The sequence below is a fragment of the Chloroflexota bacterium genome (assembly GCA_009840355.1).
In the GTDB taxonomy this organism is placed as follows: domain Bacteria; phylum Chloroflexota; class Dehalococcoidia; order Lucifugimonadales; family JADFKI01; genus Bin90.
Genome location: VXNZ01000056.1, coordinates 165056 through 181457, shown reverse-complemented (window position 1 = coordinate 181457; position 16402 = coordinate 165056). Strand labels below are relative to the sequence as shown.

Below are 16402 nucleotides of genomic sequence, written 5' to 3'. Positions count from 1 at the left end.
TGTCGCTCAAGTTCGAGCCTGCGATAACGATGACCGACGAGCAGTTCGAGCAGTTCTGCGCGCAAAACGATGTGCTGCGCATCGAGCGCAATTGTGAAGGAGTGATTGAAATAATGCCACCTGCTAGCAGCGAAACCGGCGCCACCGAATCGGAAATCGTGATTGACTTAGGAGTTTGGGCGAGGGCTGATAGCAGAGGAATCTTGTTTGGTTCTAGCGCGGGCTTCACGCTGCCTAACGGCGCTGTTCGCTCGCCGGATGCCTCGTGGGTACTGAAATCTCGTCTTGCTGCGCTGACACCAGAGCAGAAGAGAGGCTTCACGCAGATATGCCCCGACTTCGTTGTCGAACTGCGATCCCCATCCGACAGACTGAGCGTTTTGCAGGCGAAGATGGAAGAATACATAGCAAACGGCGCAAGGCTAGGCTGGTTGCTTGACCCATCCACACGGCAAGCGCACATCTACCGCCTCGGCGCACAGCCCGAGATATTGGACAACCCCGATAGCATTTCCTCAGAACCGGAGTTGCCCGGCTTTACGCTAAACCTAAAGTCAATCTGGGAGCCTGCGTTCTAGCCTGAGTTTTCTACGAAGGCAATACACAAGTGAGCATAAGCGAGAAAGAGATAGTGAGCGATAATTCCAACGAACAGAACGATATATTGGTCGAGCACGATGGCGGCGTTGCCACGGTGATATTCAACAGGCCGACGCAGCGCAATGCGATTAGCTACGCGGGCTGGCTTGAACTGCAACGTATTGCGATTGATCTGGAACGCGACGATTCGGTGCGCGTGGTCGTGTTCACCGGCGCGGGGGATAGGGCGTTCTCGGCTGGCGCGGATATCAAGGACTTCGAGCAGTATCGCATCAACTCGCAGATTGCCAAAGTCTATGCGGCGGCTTTTGATGGCGCGATGGATGCTGTGGAGGCGATGTCCAAGCCGACCATATCCATGATTCGTGGCTTCTGTGTTGGCGGCGGCTGTGAGTTTTCTATGGCTACGGACATCCGCATCGCGTCCGCCGACAGCCGCTTCGGTATCCCTATCGCGCGGCTTGGCATCCTCGTCGGCTATGGCGAAATGCGTCGCCTCGTCCAACTCGTGGGACCGGGCAACGCGTCGTACATCCTGCTCAGCGGCAGGCTGATTGACGCGCACGAAGCGCACCGCATCGGCTTGATTACGACATTGCTCGGAGCGGACGAACTGCGCGATTATACATACGCGCTCGCTCGCGAGATGGCAGAACTCGCGCCGCTCAGCCACAAGCGCAACAAGCGCATCCGCGACATCACGCTGTGTAACCCGTCCGGCGAAGGCTTGTCGCAGGAAGAGGAAGACTTGCCGTTCGCCAACTTCGACAGCGCGGACTTCCACGAAGGACGCGCCGCCTTCATTGAGCGCCGCACGCCCGTATTCAAGGGCGAGTAGGGTATTATGCATGTCGTCTCCGGCGCTGATTCACCCTATTGCTCCCATCCTAACCTTCCTCCAATAGGGGGAAGAGACTTATGAAATAGTCTTGTATCTAGTATATCCACAGTTGATTATTGGAGTAGCCCAGTGAACAAGCGACTTCCTCTGCAGGGGATTAAGGTTATCGACTTCAGCCAGATTCTAGCCGGCCCGTTCTGCACGATGCTGCTTTCGGACATGGGCGCGGATGTCATCAAGATCGAAAAGCCCAACGGCGGCGACGACACGCGCCGCTACGGTCCGCCCTTCATCGAGGGCGAGTCTGCGGCGTTTCTCACACTCAACCGCAATAAGCGCAGCATCGTGCTCGACCTCAAGTCTGAGCAGGGCATCGCCGTCGTGCGCCGCATGCTTGAAGACGCCGATGTGATGATTCACAATTTCCGGCCCGGCGTGGTTGACCGCATGGGTCTTGGCTACGACGATGTGAGCGCGCTCAATCCAGCCATCGTGTACTGCACGGTGTCCGGCTTTGGCACGACCGGTCCGTACAGCAGTCGCGCGGGCTTCGACCTCGTGGCGCAGGGGATGAGCGGGCTGATGAGTATCAACGGCTTCCCCGGCGCACCACCTGCGAAGGTCGGCGTGCCGATGGCAGACCTGAACACCGGCATGTTCTGCGCCTATGGCATCCTGACCGCGTACATTAATCGTCTGAGCACGGGCAAAGGGCAGCATGTTGATGCGTCGCTCATCGAATCCGGCATCGCCTATACACTATACGAGTCCGCGACATACTTCGCGACGGGCGAAGTCGCCGGTCCGCTTGGTTCCGCGCACCGCATGATTGCTCCGTATCAGGCGTTCGCAACGCGGGACGGCTATATCAACATCGGCGCGGCGAACCAGAACAATTGGGAGCGTATGTGCCGCGCAATAGGCCGCGAAGACTTGCTGGATGACGAGCGTTTCGCGTCGAATCCGGAGCGCATGGTCAGCATCGAGGCGCTCACGCCGATAATGGAAGAGACATTCCGCACGAAGACGACAAGCCACTGGGTCAAGATTCTGGAGACTGCGGGCGTGCCGTGCGGTCCTATCTACACCATCGAGCAGGTCTATGCCGACCCGCACGTGCAGTCACGTGAAATGTCGGTCGCGCTGGAACACCCGAAAGCAGGCGGCATACGCAACATCGGCGTCCCCGTGAAGTTGTCCGACACGCCCGGCTCAGTGCGAACGCCGGCGCCTTTGCTAGGACAGCATTCCGACGAAGTACTATCTCAATATGGCTATGCAGGCACCGAAATAGCCGCGCTGAAAGACTGCGGCGCACTAGGCTGATATGTGGGCAGCCGGTAACTTACATTGATATACAAGATGGGCAGGATGCCAAATATAAGCCCTAGTTAGGCACTGGTCACGCCCCGGTTAGGAAGGACAAAACATGCCCTATGTTCATAACGACAACGCGATAATCTACTACGAGACGCACGGCGAGGGCGCGTCTATCGTGTTTGCGCACGGCGCGGGCGGCAATACGCTCGTTTGGTGGCAGCAGATAGCGCACTTTGCGCGCGATTACAAGGTCGTCGTGTTCGATCATCGTGGCTGGGGCAGGTCGAAGTGCGAAAAGCAGCACAAGCACGCGCGCCACTTCGCCGGCGATATGCAAGCCGTGATGGACGATGCCGGAGTGGAACGCGCCGTCGTCGTGTGCCAGTCCATGGGCGGCTGGACGGGCATGCAGTTCGCGCTCTCGCATCCTGACCGTGTGTCGTGCCTAGTGCTGTCCGGCACGCCGGGCGGTGTTACGACACCGGGTGTCATCGCCGCGCGAGACGCCCGTGCGCAGAGCCGCACCATAGACCTCGACCGCCCCATCGCTTGGAACGAACCGCACCTCGCACTCGCTCCCGACGCGTTTGACAACGACTCGGCGATGGCGCTGCTGTATCGGCAGATGTCCGCTCTAAACCCACCCATCGGCGACACCGGCACCGGCGAAATAGGCGTCGCGCCGGACGCGCTAGGTGATTATGCCATCCCGACGCTGATGGTCGCCGGCGCGCAAGACCGCATATTCCCGCTTGCCGTGCTGAAAGAAGTATCGCAGGTCATCCCCGGCGCGCGGCTGCACATCGTAGAATCCGCCGGCCACTCTCCCTACTTCGAGACCGCCGCCGAGTTCAACAGCGTGGTAGGGAAGTTCATCGGGGAGCACAAGGATTGAACCCCTGAGGCAAAGGCATTCGGCCAGAGCATGAAACAATACATTCCCTTTATGAATGTTTTATATCATACGTTATGCCTTGTGCGGATGCTCAACCATTGTCATACTGGTGCAAGTTTCCGATGATCCTGTGACTGAATAAACTGCTACGCAGGGTTAAGGTGATGCTGTTCCCGGCGATGAGTCGGGTGTCCACGGGGCATCCAGAAAGCCCGAGCGCTGGACGTGTGACAGGCCATTGTGCCCGCAGCAGGCTTCGGAGCCATATCCTTGGATGGTACGAAAGCGGGTTCGATTCCCGCACTACTGCGGAGGCTCCAGAAATTGGGCGAGAAGGTTCGCCGGCGGTGGGAAGCCACTAAAGGTAGGATGATTCGCCCCAGGACCGTCGGAGACTTATCCCTCACCGCACCCGCGCGACCACCCTACGCACGCCGTCCACCAGAGCGTCCACGTCAGCATCCGTCGTCAGTGTGTTCAACGCGCCTGCGCCGCCGGTCTGAATCAAGATTCCTTCGTTCAGCAAGCCAGTGAACAGTGCCTTCGTCATGTCGGAGTCGCCGGTCAGCGTGGAGCGGTAGTCCACTATAGCTTCGTCCGTGAAGTGGATGCCGAACAGCGACGCCACGCCCGTTACCTGCGCTGGCACTTCCAGCTCGTCGAACACCGCCCGCAGCTTGGCGCGCAGCGTGTCTCCCAGCGCGTTCAGGCGGTCGTACACTTCGGGCGTCAGGTGGTTCATCACCACCTCACCCGCGACCATCGTCATCGGGTTCGCGTTGAATGTGCCGGCGTGGGCAAGCGGCGCGCCTGCGGACGGGTCAAACAGCGCCATAATGTCGCGTCTGCCGCCCCAAGCGCCCACGGGCATTCCGCCGCCGATAATCTTGCCGAATGTCGTCATGTCCGGTATCACGCCGAACATCTCCTGCGAGCCGCCGGACGACACGCGGAAGCTCTGCACTTCGTCGAATATCAGCACGATGCCCAACTCTTCGGTGATTGCGCGCATGCCTTGTAGGAAGTCCAACTCGGCGGGCAGGTAGCCGAAGCTCGATGACACCACTTCCATTATGACGCAGGCTAGTTCGTCAGCGTTCTCGCGGATGATGGTCTCGCAGGCTGGCAGGTCGTTGTATGGCAGCGTGAGCACATCATCGGCAACGCTTGGCGGCTGTCCGGGATGTTCCGGCACGGGCGTGGTGGCATCGGGACCGAGCGCTTCCGCCGAAGGGCGCACGCTGACGGACACATACTCGTGCGAGCCGTGGTAGCCGCCCTCGAACTTGGCAATCTTGTGCTTGCCGGTGAATGCGCGCGCGCCGCGAATTGCCATCATCGTGCCTTCGGTGCCGGAATTCGTGAAACGCACTGTCTCCAACGACGGCACTCGCTCGCACAGGTTCTTGGCGAGCCGCACCTGTGCTTCGGTCGGACCGCTGAACGAATTGCCGCGCGCCGCTTGTTCCTGCAGCGCCGCCACGATGTCGGGGTGCGCGTGTCCCATGATGTGCGTGGTCGCGTTAATCATGAAGTCGAGGTAGCTATTGCCATCGACATCATAAACATGGTGTCCCTTGGCGTGGTCAACGAAAGTCGGATATGGCGCGAAGTATGCTGTGCCGCGCGAGCTGCCGCCGGGCAGATACTGCGCCGCCTCGTCCTGCAGCGCCTTCGATTTCGGCGTGCTCTCCACAAACTGCCTAACTTCCGCGTCCGCCTTAGATGTAGTCATTGTGCGATGCTCCCTGTGGTTTGTGCATGAATCACCTTCTCCCGCGATGGCGAGAGGCTAGAATGAGAATGGACGCATTATACTCGCCTATAATATCAGAGGGGCAGCTATCGCGGGGACAACTATCTCGCCGTATGTCCGCCGTCAATCACCAGCTCGCTGCCGGTCATGTACGACGCCGCGTCCGATGCGAGGAACAGCACGCCGTAGGCGACATCTTCCGGTACGCCGAGACGCGGTATCGGAGTTACCGCTGCCCGCTGCTCGCGCATTGCTTCGTTCTGGAAGAACACATCGAGCATGTCCGTCTCGATGGGACCCGGATGCACCGAGTTCACGCGGATATTTTCGGCTGCGTATTGCACAGCTGTTGACTCTGTGAGCAGCCGCACGGCGCCCTTCGACGCGTTGTACGCCGTGCCTTGCCCGCCGATAAGCCCCGCGACCGATGAGATATTGACGATAGACCCGCCGCCGCCCGCCCGCATTGCCGGAATGACTGCTTTCGTGCCTAGGAACACGCCCCTGCCGTTTATGTCCAACACGCGATCCCAACTTTCGGCGCTTGTCCCTTCCAAAGTGCCATGCTCGTAAATGCCGGCGTTGTTCACCAGTATGTCGAGCCTACCGTATGCTGAAATAACATCGTCAACGGCAGCCAACCACTGCGCTTCGTCCGTAACATCAAGCCTGACGAACATCGCCTCGCTGCCAGCACCGACAATCTCCGACGCCAGCGCACGCCCTGCGCCTTCGTCAATATCCGCAACGCCGACCTTCGCGCCTTCATTCGCAAACATCCGCGCCTCTACCGCACCCATCCCCCTAGCGCCGCCCGTGATAAGCGCGACTTTGCCTTCGAGTCTCATGGTGGTTTCTCCCTGCTCGATAGTCAGCCGGTGCCATTAACCAGTTTTAAGTAGGCTTTCCTCGCTTTGGAAAGAGTTGCATCGGGATTGGATTGGTACTCATCCCACACGGGTTTAGTCCATGTATTGGAGACTTTGCTCAATCCAACTCCGGGTACTGAATTGTCCAAGGCGTCAAAAGTGCACTTTCGCATCCAGATGGCGTTCTTAGTGCGTCCCATTGCCTTGGCAAGATTGTCAATAGTAGGGTGCTTTTGCGTCAAACCGCTTTTTCCAATCTCAACTTTGAGATATAGCACTGCTAGTTCTTGTTCGCGTGTCTAATTTTGTCTTGGCATCGTATGTGTCCTTACAGATACATCGTTGCTTTGATAAGCCATCACCTTCTTGGCGGTTACTATGGGCAATTCAACTATCGGCTCGCCCTCAGAAGGCGCCGGAATGTCGCGCCCATCATGAATACGCGCTGCGATGGCTTCCTCAAAGGCGTCAACGGCGCGTCTCAACGCTTCGTCCCTGTCATCCCCAAATGTGGTAAGTTCGGGAAAATCCGGAGAGGTCACCATTATGTAGTCTGCATCCGTCTCAAGTATGACTGGGTAAGCAAGCATTATCTCAACCCCAAATCTCGCTTGATTTTGGCAATTAGCCCTGGCCCAAGCTCCCTGCGATTCCCATGCATCGGCAATTGTGATACGCGATTGCCTAATCGTACAGTGAGATGACCACTCCCACCGCGGTGAGTATGAAGTGTACATCCTTGTCGCCTAAGCCAACGCCGAAGCTCATTTGATGTCATATTCTCTGCTAGATGTAAAGACCACTCGCGTTAACGCGATTAGTCCGCCATCGCTGCCGCATTCACGCTGTCGGATTCTTCGCCGCCGAATATGCCGAAGGGGTTTAGAGAGCGTGGCGCGTCGTAGATGTCCATCCGTTCGGTGCGCTTTAGCCATCCTACGACCAGGTATGTCAGCGGCGTGGCGATGATTTCGTACACAGTCTTGGCGCTCCACGCGAATAGGATCGCGCCGAACACCGCCGGCCAAGGCCACAAGCCCGATATGCCGAATGCGATGCTGAAGAACAGCACGGAATCGACGCCCTGCCCGACGATAGTTGACGATATTGTGCGAACCCACAAGTGCCTGCCCTGCGTCGCGTTCTTTAGCACGACCATCACTGTGGCGTTCACGAACTCACCCACGATGAACGCGCAGAAGCTGCCTAGCAGTATCCAGCCTGTCGCGCCGAGTATCGCCTGATATGCGGACTGGTCTTCCCAGAAGACTGCGGCGGGTATCATGCCGCCCAGCCAGAACATCACCACCATCACGAGGTTGCACACGAAGCTGAGCCATATCACGCCGCGCGCCACGCGAAAGCCGTACACTTCGGTCAGCACATCGCTGATTATATATGTGATGGGGAAGCAGATTATCGCCGCGGACACGACGAACAGGTTGTCACCGAATACTTGGAATGGCAGTGTGAAAAGCGATACGGGCTTTACGGCGATGATGTTGCTCACGAGCAGCATAGTTACCGCGAGGGCGATGATAATCACGAGCTTGCCGGAAAAGCGCATTGAGTAACCTCTGAGCGTGTCGCCAGGATGTGCGGGAGGTCGGGGTGGAGCGGGAGACGGGATTCGAACCCGCGACAGCCTGCTTGGAAGGCAGGGACTCTTCCACTGAGCTACTCCCGCTCGCCACATAAGCATAGCACACTATCGTGCAATGCGTATGCAATCGCTCCAATTTTCGTCACACGGGCTAGAATCTCTGGATTACAATCTCATCGAGTGCACATGTCCCTAGAGTGATGTAAAATGCCGTCCCGTATTTCCTGCAATCAGGAGGCAATCTATGGAACTACCGGAACGACTGCATACCCAGTGGACCGATGCCGCGCAAGACTGGATTGAGGCTGACCAGGCCGGCCGCACCGGCATGCTGGACAGGTGGATGCTTGATGCGCTCGGCGATGTACGGGGCGAGACGGTCATCGACATTGGCTGCGGCGAGGGCAGGTTCAGCCGCCTGCTGTCGAAACTCGGCGCGACCGTCACCGGCGTTGATCTCACCGAACCTTTCATCGAACGGGCGCGTTCTCTGAGCAACGAGGAAACATATCTGCTGGGCAACGCCGAAACTCTCAAGGGCATTGAGAGCAACACCTACAACATCGCCGTGTCCTATATAGTCCTCGTTGATTTGCTCGACTATCGCGGCGCCATCAACGCGGCGTACCGCGTGCTGCGCCCGGGCGGTCGCTTAGTCGTCTGCAACATCCACCCCATGCGAAGCTGCGTGGAAGGTGGCTGGATAAAGCAGGGCGACACCAAGCTCTTCTATCCTGTGGACAACTACACTGACGAAGGCCCTCGCACATTCAACTGGTTCGGCAGAAAAATCGTCAACATGCACCGCACTCTGTCGAGTCACATTGAGGCATTCCTAGATGCGGGCTTCACACTCCGCGCACTCCACGAGCCTGTGCCCTCAGCCGAAGAACTCGCCGCCAACCCCACCTTCGACGACGAGTACCGCATCCCTAACTTTATCGTGTATGTGCTGGACAAGCCTATCCCCTAATCCCATCCTGTCTATCCTATCCATCGATGTTAGCCCCCGTCCCTGTGCTACAATATCGCGCAATCCTACATTAGAGGTTTTCCGCATGACTTACGAATTCATCGAATATGACGCATCGGGCGGCATTGGGCGCGTTAGGCTCAACCGGCCGCAGAAGCTCAACGCGCTCAGCCGCGAACTACAATTGGAGATGGTCGATTGCCTGCAGCGCGCGGACGACGACCCGGATGTGCGCGTGATGACGCTGATGGGCAATGGCCGCGCATTCTGTGCCGGCTATGACATCACGCCGCCGGCGACGCCCGAGGAAGCCGCCGCCGCGCAGGAACGCCGCGACAACATCCGCTCCGATATTCACCGCATGAAGCAGACGCCGAACACGATGGCGCAGGTGCTGAATATGAGCAAGCCTGTCATCGCGGGCATTCACGGCTACTGCATCGCGGGCGGCACCGACCTCGCAATGCACTGCGACATTTCCATTGCCGCAGACGACGCGCAGATTGGATTTCCGCCCGTGCGCTCGATGGGCACGCCGCCGACGCACATGTGGACATATATGGTCGGCCCACAGTGGGCGAAGTGGTTCTTGCTGACCGGCGAATCCGTGTCCGGCAAGCGCGCGGAAGAAATCGGGCTAGTCTGGAAATCCGTGCCGCGCGAAGAACTCGAAGACGCGGTTGAAGACCTCGCCTGCACAATGGCGCGCATCCCTTGGGAGCTGCTCGCCGCGAACAAGAGCATTGTCAATCGCGCGCTAGAGCTGATGGGACGCAACACCTTGCAGCACATCGCCGCCGAGACGGACGCCGTCGCGCACCAAGCGCCCATCGTCAAAGAGTTCGCGCGCCGCTCGCGTGAAGAGGGCTTGAAGGCAGCCCTAGACTGGCGCGACGGCCCCTTCCGCGACTACCGCGGCAGCAAGTAACTCACGGCGATGGGCAGTGTGTGCCATTGACAGCGTGCCGACCATCTTGCCAACTGGCTTACTTGAAGCGCGGCAGCACTTCATTCGCGAATAATTCCAAGTCTGACGTGCTTACCGGCTCCGGGAATAGCAGGAAGAACCAGCGAATGCCGTAGTCGGTGTACTGTCGCAGTTGGTCTATGCATTGTTGTGGCGTGCCGACTATGGCGTTGCCCAGATTTGCCTTGAACCATTGTGGTGAAATGCTGTGCCGCGTGGCATGCTCTGCCAGCATTGCATCGACCGCAGCCTTGTCTTTGCCGATGAACACGCTCGCGTTGTGGCTCAGCGATACTGCCGACGGATCCCTACCGACCGCGCGGCAGTGAACGTGTAACACGCGCCGCTTAGTGTGATGCTCTGCGATGCTCATATCGGCGTGCATATTCGTGATGTCCGCGTGTTGCGCTGCCACACGCAGCAGGTATCGTTCGCCGTGTCCGCCGATTAGTAGGCGCGGACTCGGATGCTGCGCTGGCGCAGGGTCGCACAGCGCATTGTCCAGCCGGTAGTATTCGCCATCAAAGCTGACGCGCTCGCCTGACCACAGCAGCCGTATCACCTGCGCCGCCTCGCTGAGCATTCGCGCTCGTTCGCGTGTGGACGGGTAGGGCAGACCGTATGCCTTATGGTCGCCCTCGCCGCCGCCAGCGCCGATGCCCAGCACCAGCCTGCCATCGCTTATCACATCCAGTGTAGCCGCCATCTTCGCCAGCGTTGCGGGATGGCGGTACAGGTTCGCCAGAACCATCGGAATCAGCCGTATGTGCTCCGTCTCCGCCGCCAACGCGGACAGCGTCGTCCAGCATTCCAGCGTTGGGATGCCCAGCAGGTCATATAGAGACGCGCCGTCGTATCCCAGCGCATCGGCCGCTTGGAATATACGCCGCAGGTATGCGTAGTCGTAGCCGCCCTGATGCAGGCGGACGATGAAGTTCGGTGATGTTTCCAGCATGCCGCTTACCCCATCTCACCCCAGTTGTCGCCGGTCTTCATTTCTACTTCCAGCGGCACTTCAAATCCCACATCGGGCGGGACGGCGGACGGCATCAGCTCCATTACTATCGCCTGCATCTGCGCTAGTTCGTTTCGCGGCACTTCAAATATGAGCTCGTCGTGCACTTGGATTATCATCTTGGAGCGCATGCCAAGTTCGTAGAGGCGCTGCTGAATGCGTATCATCGCCAATTTGATGATGTCCGCTGCTGTGCCCTGAATTGGCATGTTTACCGCCATGCGCTCGCCTGCCGCGCGTGTGTGAAAGTTGCGCGAACTAATCTCGCCGATGCGTCTGCGACGGCCCATCAGCGTCTCCACATAGCCTTCGGCTCGCACCCGCTCTTTGATGCCGTCGATGTAACGCTCGATGCCGGGATATTTGGCGAAGTATGTGTCGATGAACTGCCTGCCCTCGTCCGCGCTGAGCCCGGTCTGCTGCCTGATGCCGAACGGGCTTAGCCCGTACAGCACGCCAAAATTCATTATCTTCGCCACGCGCCGCATCTCGGAATCGACATCGCCAATCGGCACGTCATAGACGCTCGCCGCCGTCGCCGCGTGAATGTCCTCGCCGTTTAGGAACGCGGAGACAAGTCCTTCGTCGCGCGAGTAGTGCGCCAGTATCCGCAGCTCAATCTGCGAATAATCCGCGCCAAGCAGCGTCCATTCCGGCGCGTTCTCCGCGACGAACGCAGAGCGCACACGCCGCCCCAACTCGGTGCGCACAGGGATGTTCTGCATATTCGGTTCGGTGCTGGACAGCCGTCCGGTGTCGGAGCCGGTCTGCTTGTACTCGGTGTGAATCCTGCCCGTATGTGGATTTACCAGCGCGGGCAGCGCATCGACATAAGTTGACTTCAATTTGGACAGCTGCCGATATTCCAGTACCAAGTCCAGCACCTGATACGCCTTCGGATCGACGCCTTCCGCGTTGCCGCTGTCCAAGAACTCTTTCAGATCGTCCAGCGCCGCCGCGTTCGTGGAGAAGCCGCCGCTCGCCGTTTTTCGCCTTGCGGGTAGGTGCAACTCCGTGAAGAGCACTTCGCCGAGCTGCTTGGGCGAGTTCAGGTTGAATTCGTGCCCCACCGTGTCGTACATGCTCTGTGTGATGGCGTCTATCTGCTCACCGAGTTCGGTGGACATCGGCGCGAGCACACCCGTGTCAATGGCTACGCCGTCGCGCTGCATTTTCACCAGCACAGGCACGAGCGGCATCTCAAGCGTATCAAATGTGTGGCGCAGGCTGTTGTCCGCGAGTTCGCCAGCAAGCACATCGACGAGGCGGTATGTCATATCGGCGTCGGCTGCCGCATAGTCGGCGGCAGTGGTAATCGCCACCTTGTCCATCGTAGTCTGATTGCGCCCCTTGCCGATTATGTCCTCGATGGGCGTCATCTCTTCCTTCAGCATGGACAGCGCGAGCGGTTTCAGTCCGACCGCAGTGCGCGTGCGCCCGCACAGGTGCGCCGCTATCATTGTGTCGAAAGCGATGTGCCGTATGTTGATGCCGTAGTTCGCCAGAACTGTCATGTCGTAATTGGCATTGTGCGCGGCAAGCGCATAATTTTTGTCATCCGCGGTGAGGCACGCCTTGCCCGATTCCAGCAGTGGTCGCAGGCGTTCCAGCACATGGTCGCGCGCCAGCTGCCGCCCTTCGGAGTGCGCGACAGGCACGTACCAGCCCTTGCCTTCTTCGTTGGAGAACGACAGCCCGACGAGTTCCGCGAGCATTGCCGTCTGCGATGTCGTCTCGGTGTCGAACGCGACAATCTCGGACGATTCTAGCGCGCGCAACATATCGTCAAGCGCCGTGTCGGTATCCACCACGATGTACTCGGTCTCCACGCGCGGCTCTTGCGGCTCATCGAACATTCCCATCTGCTCGAACTCCGCGCCTGCCGATGGTATGCGGTTGAGCATGCTGAAGAATTCGAGCTCGCGCATCAGTGACACGACATCGGCGCGCGCGAACCCGCCGAACCGCGCCGCGTCCAAGTCAAGCGTAACCGGCGCGTCTCGCACGATGGTCGTGAGCATCTTGCATTGCAGGGCGAGTTCTTCGTTGTCTATCAACGTCTGTTGTATCTTCTTCGCGCCCCTTAATTTCGGAAGAGCGCTCACTTCGTCAATGTGTTCGTAGATTCCCTCGATGCTGCCGTATTCGGTGAGCAGCCTTACCGCTGTCTTATTGCCCACGCCCGGCAGACCAGGGATGTTGTCCGACTTATCCCCTTCCAGCGCCTTGATTTCAGCCACATGCTCCGGCCCCAAGCCATCGTAGCGTTCGCGCACCCCGGCGATGTCGTATGCCCGCGCGCGCTGTCTGCCGGAGTCGAGCAGCACGCGCACCGACGGCGACACGAGCTGCAGGATGTCGCTGTCGCCGGTGAGTATCAGCGTGTTCAGATGTGCCGACTCGGCCTGCGCGCCCAGTGTGCCGAGCAGGTCGTCCGCTTCATAGCCCGCCATCTCGAACACCGGCACGCTGAACGCTTCCATAAACTGCCGCACACGGTCGAACTGCGGTCGCAACTCCGGCGGTGTGGGCGGACGGTGCGCTTTGTAATCCGGAAACGCCGTGTGCCGGTGCGTTGGAGCGGACACATCGAAGGTAACGATGCAATGAGTCGGCTTCCACTCTTCGAGAGTGCGCAGGAACATGTTCAAAAAGCCATACACGCCCGACACCACCTCGCCCGAGCTTTGCACCGTAAGCGGGTCTCGGATCGCGTGGTGCGCCCGATGCACAAGCGCGTGGCCATCTATAAGAATCAGCAGCGGGCTACCTTCGGCTTCCAACAGCGGCGCTGCGCCGGCAACAGTGGTCATAATGCTTTCACCTAGCCCATTCTCGCGTGTACTATGGATTGTATGATGATTATACACGCGCTCCGCGTCAAATCCACAAGGTATCTTTTGGTTAGGGAGAGGGCATGAATGACTACACCGTTGCAACCTACGGGGACAAAATCGCCGATGTCTATGACGAAATGTACCCCATGCGCGCCGATGTTGGCGCGACTGTCGAAGCGCTTGCCAAGCTTGCGGGCGACGGACCTGCGCTCGAACTCGGCATCGGCACGGGCAGGGTCGCGTTACCCCTCGCGGCACGCGGCGTTGAAGTTCACGGCATAGACGCCTCTGAAGCTATCGTCGCCCAGATGCGCGCCAAGCCCGACGGCAACGACATCCCCGTAACCATAGGCGACTTCTCCGAGTTCACCATAAGCGCTGACCGGCAACTCAAGCGGTTCAATCTCATTTATGTCGTCTTCAATACCCTATTTCAGGCAACTTCGCAGGAAGCCCAAGTGCAATGCTTCCAAAGCGTAGCCGCGCACCTCACCGACGAAGGCGTCTTCCTCGTCGAAGCCTTCGTCCCCGACCAAACACGCTTTACCCGCAATCAGAATATCAGCGCCGGTAGGGTCGAGTCTGGCCTCGTCTCGGTTGACATTTCCCGACACGACCCGGTTAATCAGCTCGTCCAGTCACAACACCTGTTCGTCAGCGAGTCGGGAGTCAAGCTATATCCCGTGCAGGTGCGTTACTCTTGGCCCTCCGAGCTTGACCTCATGGCGCAGCTCGCCGGCATGCGCCTCCGCGAGCGTTGGGGCGACTGGTATGGCGCGCCTTTCACCGCATCCAGCGAATACCACATCTCCATCTATGAGAAGGTGCCATAGCGCAGTATCGCCCTATCCTGACCTTACCCTATAGGGAATAGGGACTATTCGCGGACTGCGTGGGACTCGGACTCGGCTAGTTCAGCAGCATCAGCGCCCATATCACCACAGCCAGCGCCAGCGCTAAGAACACCGCCGCCGAACCCAGGTCCTTCGCCTTCCGCGACAGTTCGTTGACCTCACTTCCTATCCTGTCCACCGCAGCCTCAATTGCCGAGTTCAGCAGTTCTGCGATTAACACGATAAGCAGCGCGCCTATCATCAATGCGCGCTCGATATTACTTTCGCCCAACCAGACCGCCAACGGTATCAGGATGAGCGCCAGCGCGGTCTCTTGACGGAACGCCGGCTCATCGCGGAGTGCATCCCGAAACCCGCTGACCGAATACCCGATGGCTTTGAAAAGCCGCGCAAAGTCCAGCATGCCGATTACACCCTATCCGCTGTCCTGCCTATCCCGTCCATAGATGTGAATTAGACTGTGAGCCGCCGCAGCGTTGGGCGCATTATGCCTAGCCAGAACACCATCGCCAGCATCGCCAGCGCGCCGCCGCCCAGCGACATGGGCCAGCCCCAGTACTCGCCGACCGTGCCTAGGGGCCAAGCTCCGATGTAGTGCACCGCCGCGCCGATAAGCCACAGGCTCATCATACGACCGCGCAGCTCGGGTGGCGTTGACAACTGCAATATCGTCGTGCCCATCGATATGAAGCCTGTGAAGCCGATGCCGGTCAGGAACAGCAGCGCCAGAGATATGGGGTAGATCGACGACAACGCGAAAAAGAACAGCGACACGCCGAACAGTATTATCATGCCGAGCAGCAGCCAGTTCTTGTGCTTGGCGTTGCCCAGCGACGCGAGGTATATGTTGCCCGCGAGCGACCCCAGCCCCGCAACCGTGAGCAAGAATCCTGCGCCGTCTGCGTTCAGGCGCAGCACTTCCTTGCCGAATGCGGGCAGTACCTGCACATACGCCGCACCAAAGAAGCCGAACGCGAAGCTCATGCCGACCAGAGTGAACGCAACCGGCGTCATCCACACGAACTTGACACCGTCCCAGAAGTCGCGCAGGATGTTCGCGTCGTCGTTATGGCTGCGCGACTCCACGCCCGTCATCATCAGCAAGCACACGCTGCCCAAGGCGTAGCAGATGGCGTTGAAATAGAGCGCGTGTCCCATTCCGACATATTGGATAATCCAGCCCGCGAGCGATGGCCCCATAATGCGACCCGTGTTGAATACCGCCATGTTCAGCGATGTCGCGTTAAGGATGTCGTCTTTGCCCACTAAGTCCGGCACTATCGCCATTCGCGCGGGCATGTTCAGCCCCTGTATCGTGCCGAGCACGAACGAAATGCCGTATATGTGCCAGATGGATATGAGCTGGTACAGCGTGAGAGTCGCCGCGCCGAATATCAGCGCCGCGACGATGGTCTGGCTGTAGAACAGCAGCCAGCGCCTGTCCACGCGGTCCGCGAAGATTCCGCCGAACATCAGCATCGCAAGATTGGGCGCGCCGTAGATGGCGATGACGATGCCCAACTGCGTAGGCGAGCGCGTGAGCTCAAGCACCAGCCAGCCGAGTATCAGGAACTGCATGCCGAGCGCCGCCGCCTGCCCCATGCCGGCGAACCAGTACAGCCGGAAGTTGCGGTGTCGCAGCGCGCCGAGCGCCTGTGTCGATGAAAGTGTCGCCGCTAATTGCAGTGCCAATTGCCTATCCCGCGCTAAGTGCTGCCCGTGTAGATTTCAGCACGATTTTACCTGTTTGAGCGCTGTTTGTCATAGTGGATGAGGGCGGGATAATTGTTCCTTCCGGATTAGGAGTAAGGGCCTTGGGGGGACATTGCCGCCGCCGAATGATGTTGCAATCACTAGCTGACCGTACCGCCG

The 16402-nt window shown here is 59.0% G+C and carries 16 protein-coding genes and 1 tRNA gene; 7 read left to right on the top strand and 10 right to left on the bottom strand.

Going from position 1 to position 16402, the window contains the following annotated elements:
- Window positions 1-29: 29 nt before the first annotated feature.
- The 4 genes from F4X57_14820 (at window position 30) to F4X57_14805 (ending at window position 3656) form a co-directional block, all read left to right on the top strand.
- A complete protein-coding gene (locus F4X57_14820; GenBank protein ID MYC08417.1) occupies window positions 30-578 on the top strand; it encodes a Uma2 family endonuclease in 549 nt (182 codons plus the stop codon).
- Window positions 579-607: 29 nt separating this feature from the next.
- Window positions 608-1438 carry an enoyl-CoA hydratase gene (locus tag F4X57_14815; GenBank protein MYC08416.1) on the top strand — a complete coding sequence of 277 codons (831 nt, stop codon included), beginning with the start codon at window positions 608-610 and terminating at the stop codon, window positions 1436-1438.
- 132 nt (window positions 1439-1570) lie between these two features.
- A complete protein-coding gene (locus tag F4X57_14810) occupies window positions 1571-2767 on the top strand; it encodes a CoA transferase (protein ID MYC08415.1) in 1197 nt (398 codons plus the stop codon).
- 103 nt (window positions 2768-2870) lie between these two features.
- Entirely contained in the window at window positions 2871-3656 is a 786-nt protein-coding gene (locus F4X57_14805; GenBank protein MYC08414.1) for an alpha/beta fold hydrolase, read from the top strand.
- 403 nt (window positions 3657-4059) lie between these two features.
- On the opposite strand, the gene F4X57_14800 is transcribed toward F4X57_14805, so the two are convergent.
- The 6 genes from F4X57_14800 to F4X57_14775 form a co-directional block, all read right to left on the bottom strand.
- Window positions 4060-5391, bottom strand: coding sequence for an aspartate aminotransferase family protein (locus tag F4X57_14800; protein ID MYC08413.1), 1332 nt, complete (start codon window positions 5389-5391; stop codon window positions 4060-4062).
- A gap of 122 nt (window positions 5392-5513) precedes the next feature.
- Entirely contained in the window at window positions 5514-6260 is a 747-nt protein-coding gene (locus F4X57_14795; protein ID MYC08412.1) for a glucose 1-dehydrogenase, read from the bottom strand.
- Window positions 6261-6580: 320 nt separating this feature from the next.
- Window positions 6581-6871: a type II toxin-antitoxin system HicB family antitoxin gene (locus tag F4X57_14790; GenBank protein ID MYC08411.1), complete on the bottom strand. Its 291-nt coding sequence runs from the start codon at window positions 6869-6871 to the stop codon at window positions 6581-6583.
- Complete coding sequence (locus tag F4X57_14785; protein ID MYC08410.1) at window positions 6871-7059, bottom strand: type II toxin-antitoxin system HicA family toxin; 189 nt, start codon at window positions 7057-7059, stop codon at window positions 6871-6873. The genes F4X57_14790 and F4X57_14785 overlap by 1 nt, the downstream gene beginning before the upstream one ends.
- A 39-nt stretch (window positions 7060-7098) precedes the next feature.
- Entirely contained in the window at window positions 7099-7848 is a 750-nt protein-coding gene (locus F4X57_14780; GenBank protein MYC08409.1) for a queuosine precursor transporter, read from the bottom strand.
- 45 nt (window positions 7849-7893) lie between these two features.
- Window positions 7894-7968 (bottom strand) — tRNA-Gly (locus F4X57_14775).
- A 160-nt stretch (window positions 7969-8128) separates the two neighbouring features.
- On the opposite strand from F4X57_14775, the gene F4X57_14770 reads away from it, so the two are divergent.
- The gene (locus tag F4X57_14770) at window positions 8129-8857 is read left to right on the top strand and encodes a class I SAM-dependent methyltransferase (GenBank protein ID MYC08408.1); all 729 of its coding nucleotides are present in this window, start codon (window positions 8129-8131) and stop codon (window positions 8855-8857) included.
- Complete coding sequence (locus F4X57_14765; GenBank protein MYC08407.1) at window positions 8724-9785, top strand: crotonase/enoyl-CoA hydratase family protein; 1062 nt, start codon at window positions 8724-8726, stop codon at window positions 9783-9785. The genes F4X57_14770 and F4X57_14765 overlap by 134 nt, the downstream gene beginning before the upstream one ends.
- Window positions 9786-9843: 58 nt before the next feature.
- Here the strand turns inward: F4X57_14765 and F4X57_14760 are convergent, their stop codons facing one another.
- Both F4X57_14760 and polA read right to left on the bottom strand, forming a co-directional pair.
- Window positions 9844-10779 (bottom strand): LLM class flavin-dependent oxidoreductase, encoded by a 936-nt coding sequence (locus F4X57_14760; GenBank protein ID MYC08406.1) that lies wholly within the window; start codon window positions 10777-10779, stop codon window positions 9844-9846.
- A 5-nt stretch (window positions 10780-10784) separates the two neighbouring features.
- On the bottom strand, window positions 10785-13652 hold the full coding sequence (gene polA / locus F4X57_14755) for a DNA polymerase I (protein ID MYC08405.1): 2868 nt from the start codon (window positions 13650-13652) through the stop codon (window positions 10785-10787).
- Window positions 13653-13756: 104 nt separating this feature from the next.
- Here polA and F4X57_14750 point away from each other — a divergent pair, with 104 nt between their 5' ends.
- Entirely contained in the window at window positions 13757-14509 is a 753-nt protein-coding gene (locus F4X57_14750; GenBank protein ID MYC08404.1) for a class I SAM-dependent methyltransferase, read from the top strand.
- Between the two features lie 76 nt (window positions 14510-14585).
- On the opposite strand, the gene F4X57_14745 is transcribed toward F4X57_14750, so the two are convergent.
- Both F4X57_14745 and F4X57_14740 read right to left on the bottom strand, forming a co-directional pair.
- Window positions 14586-14933, bottom strand: a complete 348-nt coding sequence (locus F4X57_14745; GenBank protein MYC08403.1) for a diacylglycerol kinase — start codon at window positions 14931-14933, stop codon at window positions 14586-14588.
- Between the two features lie 50 nt (window positions 14934-14983).
- Entirely contained in the window at window positions 14984-16222 is a 1239-nt protein-coding gene (locus F4X57_14740) for an MFS transporter (protein MYC08402.1), read from the bottom strand.
- Window positions 16223-16402: the final 180 nt, after the last annotated feature.